At 69.8% G+C, this 14,561-nt stretch carries 13 protein-coding genes; 7 read left to right on the top strand and 6 right to left on the bottom strand.

Features of this window, described 5'->3' with window-relative positions; translation table 11 throughout:
- Positions 1-89: 89 nt before the first annotated feature.
- On the bottom strand, positions 90-611 hold the full coding sequence (locus ACFY5B_RS32130) for a GNAT family N-acetyltransferase (protein ID WP_389976297.1): 522 nt from the start codon (positions 609-611) through the stop codon (positions 90-92).
- A 25-nt stretch (positions 612-636) separates the two neighbouring features.
- On the opposite strand from ACFY5B_RS32130, the gene thpR reads away from it, so the two are divergent.
- Positions 637-1,209: an RNA 2',3'-cyclic phosphodiesterase gene (gene thpR, locus ACFY5B_RS32135; RefSeq protein WP_389976300.1), complete on the top strand. Its 573-nt coding sequence runs from the start codon at positions 637-639 to the stop codon at positions 1,207-1,209.
- A gap of 205 nt (positions 1,210-1,414) precedes the next feature.
- Here thpR and ACFY5B_RS32140 read toward each other — a convergent pair whose 3' ends face one another.
- Positions 1,415-2,404 carry an aldo/keto reductase gene (locus ACFY5B_RS32140; RefSeq protein ID WP_389976303.1) on the bottom strand — a complete coding sequence of 330 codons (990 nt, stop codon included), beginning with the start codon at positions 2,402-2,404 and terminating at the stop codon, positions 1,415-1,417.
- An 80-nt stretch (positions 2,405-2,484) separates the two neighbouring features.
- The gene (locus tag ACFY5B_RS32145; protein ID WP_389976306.1) at positions 2,485-3,159 is read right to left on the bottom strand and encodes an SGNH/GDSL hydrolase family protein; all 675 of its coding nucleotides are present in this window, start codon (positions 3,157-3,159) and stop codon (positions 2,485-2,487) included.
- 114 nt (positions 3,160-3,273) lie between these two features.
- On the opposite strand from ACFY5B_RS32145, the gene ACFY5B_RS32150 reads away from it, so the two are divergent.
- A complete protein-coding gene (locus tag ACFY5B_RS32150) occupies positions 3,274-4,248 on the top strand; it encodes a WD40 repeat domain-containing protein (protein WP_389976309.1) in 975 nt (324 codons plus the stop codon).
- A gap of 219 nt (positions 4,249-4,467) precedes the next feature.
- Here ACFY5B_RS32150 and ACFY5B_RS32155 read toward each other — a convergent pair whose 3' ends face one another.
- Entirely contained in the window at positions 4,468-5,922 is a 1,455-nt protein-coding gene (locus ACFY5B_RS32155) for a serine hydrolase domain-containing protein (protein ID WP_389976312.1), read from the bottom strand.
- Positions 5,923-6,380: 458 nt separating this feature from the next.
- Positions 6,381-7,160 (bottom strand): TetR/AcrR family transcriptional regulator, encoded by a 780-nt coding sequence (locus tag ACFY5B_RS32160; protein ID WP_389976315.1) that lies wholly within the window; start codon positions 7,158-7,160, stop codon positions 6,381-6,383.
- Between the two features lie 108 nt (positions 7,161-7,268).
- Here ACFY5B_RS32160 and ACFY5B_RS32165 point away from each other — a divergent pair, with 108 nt between their 5' ends.
- The 5 genes from ACFY5B_RS32165 to ACFY5B_RS32185 all read left to right on the top strand — a co-directional run bounded on the left by ACFY5B_RS32165 (position 7,269) and on the right by ACFY5B_RS32185 (position 13,324).
- A complete protein-coding gene (locus ACFY5B_RS32165; protein WP_389976318.1) occupies positions 7,269-8,228 on the top strand; it encodes an ATP-binding cassette domain-containing protein in 960 nt (319 codons plus the stop codon).
- Positions 8,225-9,046: an ABC transporter permease gene (locus ACFY5B_RS32170; protein ID WP_389976321.1), complete on the top strand. Its 822-nt coding sequence runs from the start codon at positions 8,225-8,227 to the stop codon at positions 9,044-9,046. The genes ACFY5B_RS32165 and ACFY5B_RS32170 overlap by 4 nt, the downstream gene beginning before the upstream one ends.
- Before the next feature lie 150 nt (positions 9,047-9,196).
- Entirely contained in the window at positions 9,197-10,708 is a 1,512-nt protein-coding gene (locus tag ACFY5B_RS32175) for a cellulase family glycosylhydrolase (RefSeq protein WP_389976324.1), read from the top strand.
- A gap of 231 nt (positions 10,709-10,939) precedes the next feature.
- Positions 10,940-12,547, top strand: coding sequence for an alpha/beta hydrolase (locus tag ACFY5B_RS32180; RefSeq protein ID WP_389976327.1), 1,608 nt, complete (start codon positions 10,940-10,942; stop codon positions 12,545-12,547).
- 105 nt (positions 12,548-12,652) lie between these two features.
- The gene (locus tag ACFY5B_RS32185) at positions 12,653-13,324 is read left to right on the top strand and encodes a formylglycine-generating enzyme family protein (protein WP_389976740.1); all 672 of its coding nucleotides are present in this window, start codon (positions 12,653-12,655) and stop codon (positions 13,322-13,324) included.
- Between the two features lie 59 nt (positions 13,325-13,383).
- On the opposite strand, the gene serC is transcribed toward ACFY5B_RS32185, so the two are convergent.
- A complete protein-coding gene (gene serC / locus ACFY5B_RS32190) occupies positions 13,384-14,502 on the bottom strand; it encodes a phosphoserine transaminase (RefSeq protein WP_389976330.1) in 1,119 nt (372 codons plus the stop codon).
- Between the last annotated feature and the right edge of the window lie 59 nt (positions 14,503-14,561).

A 14,561-nucleotide genomic window follows, 5' to 3' on the forward strand; every position in this document is an offset into this window, starting at 1 on the left:
GCCGAGCGTGGGGGAGTTGACAACCGACGACAACGCGGCAGATGTGCGTGCCACGCCCCGCGACGCCGGCATGATCCAAACGACAGGCCCTAGACGCGCCGGGCCAGCAACTGCCCCGGCCAGTCGTTCTCGCCGACCGTGAAGGCCTCGGTGCGGGTGAAGCCGTTGGACTCGTAGTAGCGGACGAGCTTGCCGTCGTCCCCGGCGTAGCAGTCGACGCGGAGGAGCGAGACGCCGGCCCGGCGGGTCTCCTCGGCGGCGTGCGTGAGCAGGGCGCTGCCCACGCCGTGGCCCTTGAAGCGGCGGTCGGAGGCGAGCCAGTGGATGTAGCGCTCGGGTTCGCCGGGCTGGGGGAGGTGGGACAGGTAGGCGCCCGCCGAGTCGGTGAGGGTGAGGGTGCCGGCGGGGACGCCGTCGGCGTCGGCCATGAAGACACTGCCCTCCGCCATGTACCGGCGGACCGACTCCACCGTCTTGGGGCTCTGCGACAGGGGCCGCGTCCCCCACTGCCCCGTGCGCCCCTGGGAGACCAGCCACTCCACGCAGCTGTCGAGCATGCCGAGTATCGCGGGAATGTCGTCGGGCCCGCCGTCCCGGATGGTGATCCGCATGGCCTCATGGTGCCAGGCTGGGCCCATGAGACTCTTCGCGGCCGTGCTGCCCCCGGACGAGGTGTGTCGTGAACTCGGCGCCGTGGTCGACGAATTGCGCGGACTGCCCGGCGCCGACGGCATGCGCTGGACCGGCCGTCCCGGCTGGCACTTCACCCTCGCGTTCTACGGAGAGGTCGACGACGGGCTCGTCCCCGAGCTGTCGGAGCGGCTGGAGCGGGCCGCGCGCCGTACCGAGCCGTTTTCGCTCGCCGTGCGGGGTGGGGGCCAGTTCGGGCACGGGAAAGCGTTGTGGGCCGGGGCCGAGGGTGACCTGGCGGCCCTCCGGCTGCTGGCCGAGCGGGCCGAGGCGGCTGCGCGCAAGGCGGGGGTGCCGATGGGGGAGCACCGCCGGTACAAGGCCCATCTGACCGTGGCGCGGAGCCGGGCGGCGGGGGACGTGCGGCCCTTCCTGGACGCCCTCGCGGGGTTCACGGGCCGGACCTGGACCGTGCGGGAGCTCTGCCTGGTGCGCAGCAATCTGCCGACCTCGGGCGTGCCGGGGGAGCAGCCCCGGTACGAGGCGGTCGGTCGCTGGCCGCTCGGGGGAGCCGGTTAGGCTCGGTGTCGTGGACCCGAAAACCCGCAACCGGATCATGGCCGGTGTGCTCGTGCTGATGTTCCTCGTCGTCGCCCTGGCTTCCGTGCTGGGGAGGTAGGGCGACGGGGGACTGCGGACGGCCGTTTCTCCGGCTGCGGGCCGGTGGGGGCTTGTCGCGCAGTTCCCCGCGCCCCTCAAAGGAAGGGCGTCCGCCCTCCAGGTGCTACCAGGCGAAGGCCTCCGGGCTGGGCCCCGGGCCCGGGAAGATCTCGTCCAGGCCGGTCAGGAGCTCTTCGGACAGCTCCAGCTCCGACGCGCGGACCGCGGAGGCGAGCTGCTCGGCGGTGCGCGGGCCGACGATCGGGCCGGTCACGCCGGGGCGGGTGAGCAGCCAGGCCAGGGCGGCCTCGCCGGGCTCGATGCCGTGCTTGTCGAGCAGGTCCTCGTAGGCCTGGATCTGCGCGCGGGTGGCGGGGTCGTTGAGCGCGTCGGCCGCGCGGCCGGAGGCGCGGCGCTTGCCCTCGACCTCCTTCTTGAGCACACCGCCGAGCAGACCGCCGTGCAGCGGCGACCACGGGATGACGCCGAGCCCGTACTCCTGGGCGGCCGGGACGACCTCCATCTCGGCGCGCCGCTCGGCGAGGTTGTAGAGGCACTGTTCGCTGACCAGGCCCATGCGGCCGCGCCGGGCGGCGGTCTCGTTTGCCTGGGCGATCTTGTAGCCGGGGAAGTTGGACGACCCCGCGTAGAGGATCTTGCCCTGCTGGACCAGGACGTCGATCGCCTGCCAGATCTCCTCGAACGGCGTCGACCGGTCGATGTGATGGAACTGGTAGATGTCGATGTAGTCGGTCTGCAGCCGCTTGAGGGAGGCGTCGACGGCCCGTCGGATGTTCACCGCGGAGAGCTTGTCGTGGTTGGGCCAGACGTCCCCGTCGCCCGCCATGTTCCCGTACACCTTGGTGGCGAGGACGACCTTGTCGCGCCGCCCGCCACCCTGGGCGAACCAAGTTCCGATGATCTCCTCGGTGCGGCCCTTGTTCTCACCCCACCCATAGACGTTGGCCGTATCCAGAAAGTTCAGACCCGCGTCGAGAGCGGCGTCCATGATGCCGTGGCTGGTTGATTCGTCGGTCTGCGGACCGAAGTTCATCGTGCCGAGAACGAGCCGGCTGACCTTGAGTCCCGTGCGTCCGAGCTGCGTGTACTCCATGGGGTCCAAGCCAACGTCTTGAAGTGCGCTCCAAGCAAGCACGAATATGGCTGCGCGTGCGCCTTCCCGTTCGTCCGGGGCTACTCCTCGTACGGCCCGGCCAGGTCCCAGCCCTGGTGCATGGCTTCCGCGAAAGCCGCCGCGATCTTGTGCTCGCCGCTCGCGTTGGGGTGGGTGCCGTCGTACGTGTCGGTGGCGACGTCGTACGAGGGCGGGGGTGAGGCCAGGAGGACGGGAGAGCCGGGCTCGTCGAGGTCGGCGGCCGTCTTGGCGAGCAGCTCGTTGAAGCGGGCGACCTCGCCGGCGAAGGCCGTGTCCGACTGGGCGCGCACGTTCGGGGTCACCGGCAGCCACACCATGCCCACGCGCCGGTTCGCCGCCCGTGCCTCGGCCGTGAAGGCCCGGACGTTCTCGGCGGTCTGCTCGGCGTTCGTGTAGAAGCCCAGGTCGATCAGACCCAGGGAGACCAGGAGCACGTCGGCGCGGCACGACCGCACCGCGTCGCCGATCAGCGGCGCCATGTGCTGCCAGCCCTCGCCCCAGCCGGCCAGGTGGGCACGCGGGAAGTCGGGTTCGGCGTACCCGTACGACACCGGGGCCTCGGCCTGCTTGTCGTAGAGCGTCTCGCGGGGGCCGACGAGGGTGAAGGGGCTGCCGTAGGAACGGCACAGGTGCTGCCACAGCCGGTAGCGCCACGTGTGGTCGCCCGTGCTTCCGATCGTCATGGAGTCGCCGACGGGCATGAACCTGAGCATCCGCTCATGATGAACGATCTCGACGGCCGACGGGGTGTGAACCGCTTCACATGCGCCGTCGGGCTGTGATCCGTTACGCCGGTGAACCGCCGGGCCGGATGGCAGGCTTGGGGCATGCGCAGACCCTTCGCCCTGCTCGCCGCGGCCCTCCTCACGGGCGCCCTCGCCGTGCCCGCCTCCGCCGCCGACGGCGACGAGAAGTTCACGATCAAGGACCCGCGCATCACCGAGTCCAGCGGCCTGGCCGCCTCGCGGCAGCACCCCGGCATCTACTGGACGCACAACGACAGCGACGACGGGGCGTACCTCTACGCCGTCGACAGCGCGACGGGCGAGACGGTCGCCACGATCACCATGTCCGGCGTGGGCAGCCCGCGAGACGTCGAGGCCATCTCCATCGGACCGGACGGCCAGATCTACGTCGGCGACATCGGCGACAACCTCGGTGGCACCTGGCCGTACGTCTGGATCTACCGGCTGCCCGAGCCGAAGAACCTGCGCGACCAGACGATCAAGGCCACGCAGTACGTCGTGAAGTACTCCGACGGCGCGCGGGACGCCGAGTCGCTCGTCGTACACCCGAAGACCGGCCGCGTCTACATCGTCGATAAGAACGAGAAGGGCGGGCACCTGTACGAGGGCCCGGCGCGGCTCTCCCCGTCCGGGACGAACCTCTTCCGCCCGATCGCCGCGGTCCCCGACCTCGAGGCCACCGACGCCACGCTCTCCCCGGACGGTGAACACCTCGTCGTACGCAGCTACTTCGGTGCGATCGCCTACGACTGGAACGGCGGGAAGATCAAGAAGAAGGAGCGCCTCGGCGTGCCCTTCCTGGGGCAGGGGGAGTCCGTCACCTACACCGCGGACGGCAAGAAGCTGATGTACGGCGCCGAGGGCGCGGACAGCCCGGTGGAGCCGCAGGACGCGCCGGGCGATGACGGGTCCGACGCGCCTTCCGGGAGCGGGAGTTCGGCCACGTCCGACGGTGGGGGAGGCGGGCTGAGCGGCAACCTGAAGACGGGGGCGATCGTCGCGGGTGCGGTACTGGTGGCGGTGCTGGCCCTGCGGGGGCTGAGGCGCCGGCGCTAGGCCGTCTCCGTGAAAGGCCCTGGGCGGGCGGCGCTTTGAGGTCGCGGCCTGGCTCCTCGACGCTCGTCACCGAGCGTTCCCGGGTGTGAGTGGTTGCGGTGCAGGAAGTGCCGTTGACCTGTTCAACACCAAGTACAGCGGCCCCAGCCAGGGCCTGCGCCCCTTCCGCGACCCCGACGCCAACGAAGACGACGGGGAGGAGGACTGACGTCCGGCGCGCTATGCGACCTTGGGGCCGCAGCGCATCCCGATGTACACGCACCCCGTGCCGTCCAGCAGCTCGGAGAAGATCACGGGCATGTGGCCCTCACTGAACGCCGCGCCCACCCCCGTACCGGCAAAGACCCGTTCCGTCACCGGCACCAGCTCGATCTCCAATGGTTCGGAGAAGTCCTTCATACCGTCGACGAACTCGTACACCATGCGCCCCGCACCGTCCCGCTCGGTCACGGTGATGATCACGCCCTCGCGTCGGTACGTGCCGACGAGCGGCGCGAAGTCGACCACCGGGGGCTCGGCCGGTGGGGTGAAGGCGTCCGGCATCGTCACCCCGGCCAGTTCGGCGAGGAGTTCTCGGTAGAGCTCGGCGTACAGCTCACGCGCGCCGCCGCCGTTGGTGAGCAGGGCAATCGCGACGCCCGCCGAAGGGACGACACGCAGATAGCCGTACTGCCCGATGGAGGCGCCGTCATGGCCGTAGCCCTGGATGCCGTTCCAGTCGTAGAGGGTCCACCCCAGGCCCCAACCATCCGCGCTCACCGACCACTTGTCGGGAGAATCCACGACCCGGCGTTGCATCAGCGCGACGGTCTCCTCGGAGAGTATCCGGGCACCGTCCCGCGCCACTCCGCCCGCGAGGTGCATCCGCGCGAGCCGCGCGAGGTCCCCGGCCGTGGCCATGACCCGGCCGTACGGGCCCGCCGAGCGCGGCATCAGGTCCCAGGACGGCGCCGGGTCCGGGTCCTGGCCCGGCTCGCCCAGGTGACCCATCGCTGCGCGGAACCGCAGAGCCTCCTCGGGCAGCGTCATCGTGTGGTCGAGGCCCAGCGGTGTGAGGAGCAGGTCCTTCAGTGCCTCGTCCCAGACCTTGCCGGTCAGCACCTCGATGATGCGGCCGAGCACGTTGTACCCGATGCTGCTGTACGAGAGCGCCTCGCCGGGCGGGCAGTCGAGTGCCACGCCCTTCGCGGCCTCGACGTACTTGGCGAGGCAGTCGTCGCCGCGCCCGCTGTCATAGGTGAAGTCGCAGGTGAGGCCGCTTGTGTGGCTGAGCAGTTGGCGTGTGGTGATCGCCCTGGTCAACTCGGGGTCGGCGACCGAGAACTCCGGCAGTACGTCCACGACCGGTGCGTCCAGGTCCAGTTGGCCCGAATCGGCGAGCTGCATGATCAGGGTGGCGGTGTAGACCTTGGCGATCGAGCCCATCTGGAAGACCGAGTCGGTCGTCGCCTCCACGCCCGTTCCGCGGTGGAGCACACCGCTGGCCAGCTCGTGCACGGCCCCGTCGATGAGTATCGCCAGCGACGCAGCCGGGACGTGGTGCCTGGCGCGCAGTTCGTCGAGCCGGGCCTGCCAGTGGGCGAGGTCCAGCTTCCGGCCCGTCGATCCCCGGGTCCCCCACTGGCCCGTGGCGTTCCAGTTGCCCTGCTCGTTCCAGCTCACGTTTGTCGACATGCTCGCCCCTGTCCGATGCGTACGGTGTTCTCGCGACGCGAACACTGTACGCATGCTTAAACGCCGTGCGCAAGATGCGTACAGCGTGCGCCGCGGTGGATGAGTAGTCGAGGGCCGAGCAGGGACGAAGGAGGTATGCCGACCTACGGAAAGCCGATCGCATCGGTGTGGACCCGTACGCGCCGTCCGCAGGTAAACAGCTGATCCGCGAGCAGATCGTGGCCGCTGCGACCGAACCGCTGGATCTGGAGGGAACCGCAGCGCTCAGCATGCGCAAGCTCGGCACGCGGCTGAACGCTGCGGCCAACTCCCTCTACCGGCGCGTGGCCAACAAGGACGAACTGATCGAGCTGGTCGTGGACGACGTCAGTTCGAGGCGGCGGGCTTCGCCACGGACGGGAAAGACCGGGCCCGGCCGTCTGCTGTTCGCGTTTCGGCACTTTCTGTGCCGCAACCACTCACACCCGGTTCCCGCGGCCCTCCACCAGCACCTCCAGCCCGTCCAGGATCCGCTGCAGACCGAACTCGAAGTGGTCGAAGTCCGTGCCGAAGGCGTCCTCGGAGAGCGACGCCATGACCGGGTAGCGGCCCGAGGCCATCACCTTCTCCAGGACCGGTACCTGCGCCTGCCAGAACTCGGCGTCCGTCAGGCCCGTCCGCCGCTCCGCCTCCCGCTCGTACAGCTGCGTGCGCGCGGCCCCTACGACATACCCGTCGATCATGATGATCGCGGAGACCAGCTCGGGATCGCTCAGTCCCATCGGACGGATCAGGGTCATCACCTTCTCCATGCCGTCCAGGGCGCTCGGGCCGAGGATCGGGCGGGACTGGTTGACCTGGAGCAGCCAGGGGTGGCGTCGGTAGAGGGCGAGCGTGGCACGGGCCAGTGCCTCCAGGGCGGCCCGCCAGCCGCCGTCGCCGAGGCCGGCCGGGTTCTCGGCGGGGCGCTGCACCCGGTCCAGCATGAGGTCGAGCAGCTCGCCCTTGCCGGGCACGTACCGGTACAGCGACATGGTGCCGGTGCCGAGTTCGGCGGCGACGCGGCGCATGGAGAGGCCCTCCAGCCCCTCGGTGTCCGCCACTTGGATGGCCGCTTCCACGATCCGGTCCAGCGTCAGGGTCGGTTTGGGGCCCCGGCTGGGGCGGCGGCCGGTGTCCCACAGCAGTTCGAGGGTGCGGGCGATGTCGCCGCTGCCGCTGGTTTCCGTACCGCTCGTGCCACTCGTGCCGCTCGTCATGGAGTCCAGCTTAGGTCCCCGCGAAAAAATTGGGTACGGCGTACGCGTAATCAGGTACGCTGTACTCAGTTTGGGCCGACGGGGCGCGAACGCACGGGAGGGGGCGGCATGGACGGATACGCGGTGCGGGCCGAGGCGCTGGAGAAGAGGTACGGCGAGAAACGGGCTCTCGACGGCTTCGACCTGGAGGTGCGCGAGGGAACGGTGCACGGTCTGCTCGGGCCGAACGGAGCGGGCAAGACCACCGCCGTCCGTATCCTGTCCACGCTGATCCGCCTGGACGGGGGCAGCGCGAAGGTCGCCGGGCTGGACGTCGTCCGGCAGTCGCGCGAGGTCCGGGCCCGGATCGGGCTCACCGGCCAGTACGCGGCGGTGGACGAGGTGCTCACCGGCCGGCAGAACCTGGAGATGTTCGGCCGCCTGTTCCACCTGGGCGGCAGGCGGGCCCGGCTCCGGGCGGCCGAGCTGCTGGAGCAGTTCGACCTGACCGATGCCGCCGACAAGGGCGTGGGCAAGTACAGCGGCGGCATGCGGCGCCGCCTCGACCTCGCCGCGTCCATGATCCTCGCCCCGGCCGTCCTCTTCCTCGACGAGCCGACGACCGGTCTCGATCCGCGCAGCCGGGGTGAAGTCTGGGACTCCGTGCGGGCGCTGGTGGCGGGCGGCACGACCGTGCTGCTGACCACGCAGTACCTGGAGGAGGCCGACAGACTGGCCTCCCGCATCACCGTCATCGACCAGGGGCGGTCCATCGCCGACGACACCCCGGACGGACTGAAGAACCTGGTCGGCGGCGACCGTATCGAAGTCGTGGTCGCCGAGCGGTCCGAGATCCAGCGCGTGGTGAAGGTCGTCGCCCGGGTCACGGACGGCGAACCCGAGGCTGACGAGACGGAGTTGCGCGTGCACGCCCCGGTCACCGACCGGGTTACCGCGCTCACCGAGGTCGCACGGACCCTCCAGGACGAGGGCGTCCGCGTCGAGGACATCGGGCTGCGCAGGCCGAGCCTCGACGACGTGTTCCTGCGCCTGACCGGACACCGCACCGAGAAGGAGGCCACGGCGTGAGTGCCACCGACCTGAGCACCCCGAGCACTCGGAGCGGCACGTACTGGCTGCTCGCCGACTGCTGGAACATCGTCCGCCGCGGTCTGACCCACTACCAGCGCCAGCCGGTCAACATCGCCTGGCAGCTGGGCTTCCCGATCCTCTCCGTGCTGCTCTACGGCTATGTCTTCGGCAGCGCGATGACGGTGCCGGGCGGCGGGGACTACAAGGACTTCCTGATGCCGGGCATGTTCGTGATGACCATGGCGTTCGGCTTCATCAACACGGCGACCGTCGTGGTCTACGACTCCACCAAGGGCGTCATCGACCGCTTCCGCTCGATGCCGATGGCCTCGTCGGCCGTGGTGGCCGGGCGGGGGATCACCGATCTGATCATGGCCTGCGCCGAGTTGGCGATCATGATGCTGACGGCCCTCGCGATGGGCTGGCGCCCGGACGGCGGCTTCGGCTTCCTCGCCGCGTTCGGACTCCTGCTCTGGCTGCGGTTCGCGCTGATCTGGATCGGTGTGTGGCTCGGCCTGCTGGTGCCCAACCCGGAGGCGGCGGGCGGCCTGTTCGCGGTCGCCTTCCCGCTGACGATGATCTCCAGCATCTTCGTCGCCCCGCAGCTGATGCCCGACTGGCTGGGCTGGGTGGCGGCCTGGAACCCCATCTCCTCCACGGCGGCGGCGAGCCGGGAGCTGTTCGGGACGCCGGTCGGGGGCGGTGACTCCTGGGTGGAGGAGCACGCCCTGCTGATGGCCGCGGTGTGGCCGGTGATCCTGACGGCGGTCTTCCTGCCCCTGGCCGTACGGCGGTTCAGGAAGCTGAGCCGATAGCGGCCGGAGCGGACGCGCACCTCCCAGAGTCTTGACGTGCTCATGTTCCGTCAGTTCTCTGGGAGGTGCGCGGTGCCATGGGAGCGCTCCCAATCGTTCCGGGTGCCGTGCCTCCCCCTCATCCCGAGGAACCCGAGAGGAAGCAGCCACATGGTCCGCAGTCTGCGCAGAGCGCTGTGTGTTGCCGCGGCGCTCCTGTTACCGCTCGCCGGCGTGCAGTCGGCACGAGCCGATGTCACCGCCGAGGCCGCCGGTGCCGGTTACTGGCACACCAGCGGCCGGCAGATCCTGGACGCGGCCGGGCAGCCGGTCCGTATCGCCGGCATCAACTGGTTCGGCTTCGAGACCGCCAACCGCGTCGCCCACGGCCTGTGGACGCGCGACTACAAGAGCATGATCGACCAGATCAGGTCGCTGGGCTACAACACCCTTCGCGTGCCCTACAGCGACGACATCCTCAAGCCCGGCGCCGTGCCGGAGGGCATCAATCACGACGGCAAGAACGCGGACCTGCGCGGGCTGACCTCGCTCCAGGTCCTGGACAGGATCGTGGGTTACGCGGGCCAGTCCGGCCTCAAGGTCGTCCTGGACCGTCACCGCCCGGACGCGGCGGGGCAGTCGGCCCTCTGGTACACGGCGTCGGTCCCCGAGTCGACGTGGATCACCAACCTCAAGGCCCTCGCGACGCGTTACAAGGGCAACTCCACCGTGGTCGGCATCGACCTGCACAACGAGCCCCACGACCCGGCCTGCTGGGGCTGCGGCGACACCTCCCGGGACTGGCGCCTGGCCGCCCAGCGTGCGGGCAACGCTGTGCTGTCGGTCAACCCCGAGCTGCTGATCATGGTCGAGGGCGTGCAGTCGTTCAACGGCAACAACATCTGGTGGGGCGGCAACCTCATGGGCGTGGCCCAGTACCCGGTCCAGCTGGACGTTTCGAACCGGCTGGTGTACTCGGCGCACGACTACGCGACGTCGGTGGCCCAGCAGTCCTGGTTCACGGACCCGTCCTTCCCCGCCAACATGCCGGGGATCTGGGACAAGTACTGGGGCTACATCTTCAAGCAGAACATCGCCCCGGTGTGGCTCGGTGAGTTCGGTACGACACTGAACCCCTCGGTGGACCAGAAGTGGCTGTCCGAGCTGGTGAAGTACCTGCGCTCGACGTCGACGTACGGCACCGACAGCTTCCACTGGACGTTCTGGTCCTGGAACCCCAACTCCGGTGACACGGGCGGCATCCTGAAGGACGACTGGCAGACCGTGGACACGGTGAAGGACGCGTACCTGGCGCCGATCAAGGCCCCGGGCTTCGGAGGCGGCGGCACGGGACCCGGCCCGGGCGGGCCGGGTGACCCCACGCCCACCTGCACCGCCGCCTACACCGTGAGCAGCGACTGGGGCGGCGGCTTCAACGCCGAGGTGAAGGTGACCAACACGGGCACCGTGCCGCTGAAGTCCTGGCAGGTGACCTGGACTTGGAGCGGCTCCCAGAAAGTCACGAGCATGTGGAACGCGTCGCACACCCAGAGCGGGGTGACCGTCACGGCGGTCAACGCCGCGCACAACGGGAGTGTGCCGGCGGCGGGTTCCGCGAGCTTCGGGCTGGGCGGCGCGCCCGGGGGCGGGAGCGTGCCGAGCCTTCGGTGCACGGCGACGTGATCGCGGCCTGAGGTGGTACGCCCGGTGCTCGCCGGGCGTACCCGGGGCAGCGCGGCCTGTCCGGAATGGTCAGAACTCACCCTTTCAGAGGGGTGTCTGAGAACTGGCTATGACTCGATTCGGTCAAGTCTTGGTCGAATGCGTACGTGTGAGGCGTGCTCTTCCGAAACGATGCGGCACGGCCCGTGTCACTCACGGGCCCGACCCCCCTCACCGTTGCGAGAGAACTCCATGAGAAGAAGCGCAGCCGTACTGTGCGGCGCCACGGTCGTCCTGGCCGGGACACTCACCGCCGTCCCCGCCAACGCCAGCGCGTCACACTCCGCGAACACCGCCCTGACGACCGCCGCCGCGAAGATCACCTGGAAGAAGTGCGGGACGGACGACACCCCGACGCTCCAGTGCGGCTCGGTCAAGGTGCCGCTCGACTACGCGAAGCCGCGGGGGAAGCAGATCACGCTGGCTCTCTCCCGCGTGCCGCACACCGCGTCGAAGTCCCAGGGCCCGCTGCTCGTCAACCCCGGCGGTCCCGGCGGCAGCGGCCTGTCGCTGGCCGAGTTCGTCGCGTCCTCCCTGCCCAAGGCCGTCGCCGCCCAGTACGACGTCATCGGCTTCGACCCGCGCGGAGTCGGCAAGAGCCAGCCCGCCCTGGACTGCAAGCCGGGCTACTTCGACCCGGTCCGCCCGGACTCCGTACCCAGCACCCCGGCGCTCGAGAAGGCCAACCTCGCGCGCGCCAAGTCCTTCGCCCAGGCCTGCGGCACGAAGTACAAGGACGTCCTGCCGTACATCGACACGGTCAGCGCCGTGAAGGACATGGACTCGATCCGCAAGGCCCTCGGCGCATCGAAGATCAACTACTTCGGCTACTCGTACGGCACCTACCTGGGCGCGGTCTACGCCAAGCTGTTCCCCGAGCGGGTGCGGCGCCTGGTGCTGGACTCGATCGTCGACCCGACCGGCGTCTGGTACGACGACAACATCCAGCAGGACTACGCCTTCGACAAGCGTCACAAGGCGCTCATGGCGTGGATAGCCAAGTACGACTCCACGTACAAGCTCGGCACGGACCCGAAGAAGATCGAGGCCAAGTGGTACGCCATGCGGGCGGCCCTGGCCAAGAAGCCCGCGGGCGGCAAGGTGGGCGCCTCCGAGCTGGAGGACATCTTCATACCCGGCGGGTACAACAACGGCTACTGGCCCACGCTCGCCCAGACGTTCGCGGCCTACGTCAACAACCACGACACCGCCGCGCTGGTCGAGGCCTACGACAACATCGCGGCGATCGACGCCTCCGGCGACAACGGCTACAGCGTCTACACCTCCGTGCAGTGCCGTGACGCGTCCTGGCCGCGCGACTGGAAGCAGTGGCGCAAGGACAACTGGGCCGTGTATGAGAAGGCCCCGTTCATGGCCTGGAACAACGCCTGGTACAACGCGCCGTGCGCGTTCTGGCCGACCAAGTCGCTGAAGCCGGTGAACGTCTCCAACAGCAAGCTCCCGCCGGTGCTGCTGTTCCAGGCGACGGACGACGCGGCCACCCCCTACCAGGGCGGTGTCACCATGCACCGGCTGCTGAAGGGCTCCAGCCTGGTGGTGGAGCAGGGCGGCGGCAACCACGGCATCACGCTGAGCGGCAACGCCTGCCTCGACAAGCACCTCGCCACGTACCTGACCAACGGCAAGGTCCCGCACGGCAACGGCGTGGCCGACGCGGTCTGCAAGAAGACCGCCGACCCGAAGCCGCAGCCGGCGGCGCAGAAGTCGCCGAGCACGCTGCGGCCCGCCGTCGCGGCGGTGGGTGAGGGCCTGCGGGGGATTCTGGGGTCCGGGCGCTGAGCGCCTCGCTGACCCAGGCCTGACAGGACGACACAGGGGGCGCCCGGCGATACTCGCCGGGCGCCCCTAAGGTGTCCGGTCATGGGGGAGTGCATGAACAGCGACATGGTGACCGTGCCGGCGGGGTCCGTCACGTTGTCCGACCGGCGGACCGAGCGCAGTTGGTCGGTCGAGGTCGCGTCGTTCCGGATGTCGGCGGTGCCGGTCACACAGGCCTGGTACGCCGAGATCACCGGCGAGCGCCCGAGCGCGGCCCGGGGGGACCGGTTGCCCGTCGAGGGCGTGTCCTGGTGGGACGCCGTACGGTTCTGCAACGCCCTGTCCGTACGCGAGGGCCTGACCCCCGCGTACGAGGTGCGGCCCGGGGGCGGGGAGGCCGGCTGGGACACCGCCGCCGACGGCTACCGGCTGCCGACCGAGGCCGAGTGGGAACACGCCTGTCGCGCCGGCGGCACCGGCCCCCGCTACGGCGAGCTCGACGAGATCGCCTGGTACCGCGGCAACGCGTACGACCGCATCCACCCCGTGGGCGGCAAGCAGCCCAACGCCTGGGGCCTGTACGACATGCTGGGCAACAGCTGGGACTGGTGCTGGGACCTCTACGACGCCGAGGTCTACGGGACCTACCGGGTGCTGCGGGGCGGCGGCTGGTCCGACGAGCACTGGAGCTGCCGCGCCTCGGTGCGCCGCCGGAGCCATCCGACGTTCCGGATCGACGACGTGGGGTTCCGGGTGGCGCACTCGACGCCGGACACCCCGGGCGCACGACCGGCCTGAGCACGAGCGAGGGGCGCCCCGCATGTGCGGGGCGCCCCTCGGTCACGTATGCGAGAAGGTCAGAGCTTCTCGATCACGTAGTCGACGCACTTGGTGAGCGCCTCGATGTCCGCCGGGTCGATAGCCGGGAACATCGCGACACGCAGCTGGTTGCGGCCGAGCTTGCGGTAGGGCTCGGTGTCGACGATGCCGTTGGCGCGCAGCACCTTGGCGACGGCGGCCGCGTCGACCTCGTCCGTGAAGTCGATCGTGCCGATGACCTGCGAGCGCTTGGCCGGGTCGGTGACGAACGGGTTGGCGTACTTGATGTCCTCGGCCCAGCCGTAGAGCGTGCGGGCGGAGGTCGCCGTGCGCCTGACCGACCAGTCCAGGCCGCCCTGGCCGTTGATCCACTCCAGCTGCTGGTTCAGCAGGAAGAGGGTCGCGAGGGCCGGCGTGTTGTACGTCTGGTTCTTGCGGGAGTTGTCGATCGCCGTCGGCAGCGAGAAGAACTCCGGGACGTGACGGCCGGACGCGTGGATGCGCTCGGCGCGCTCGATCGCGGCCGGGGAGAAGACGCCGATCCACAGGCCGCCGTCGGAGGCGAAGGACTTCTGCGGGGCGAAGTAGTAGACGTCCGTCTCGGCGATGTCGACGGGCAGGCCGCCCGCGCCGGAGGTGGCGTCCACCAGGACCAGGGAGCCCTCGTCGGCACCGGCCACGCGCTTGATCGGCATGGCGACACCGGTCGAGGTCTCGTTGTGGGTGAACGCGTAGACGTCCACGCCCGCCTCGGCGACCGCCTCCGGGTGGGTGCCCGGGTCGGCGGAGATGACGTCCGGCTCGGCCAGCCACGGGGCGAGCTTCGCGGCCTTGGCGAACTTGGAGGAGAACTCGCCGAAGCTGAGGTGCTGCGACTTGTTCTCGATCAGGCCGTGGGTCGCCACGTCCCAGAACGCGGTGGAGCCGCCGTTGCCGAGGATCACCTCGTAGCCGTCGGGGAGCTGGAACAGCTCGCTGATGCCCTCGCGCACCTGGCCGACCAGGTTCTTGACGGGGGCCTGACGGTGGGAGGTGCCGAGCAGGGACGTGCCGGTGGCGGCCAGGGCGTCCAGCGCCTCCACCCGCACCTTGGAGGGGCCAGCGCCGAATCGACCGTCGGCGGGCTTGATGTCAGCAGGAATCTGGATCTCAGCCACGAAGGGGAGCGTAGCCGTTTCCAGAAACGTGGGCGAAACGTCGTCCGTCGGGTGAGACG

It is taken from the genome of Streptomyces sp. NPDC013187 (assembly GCF_042899705.1).
GTDB lineage: Bacteria > Actinomycetota > Actinomycetes > Streptomycetales > Streptomycetaceae > Streptomyces > Streptomyces hawaiiensis_A.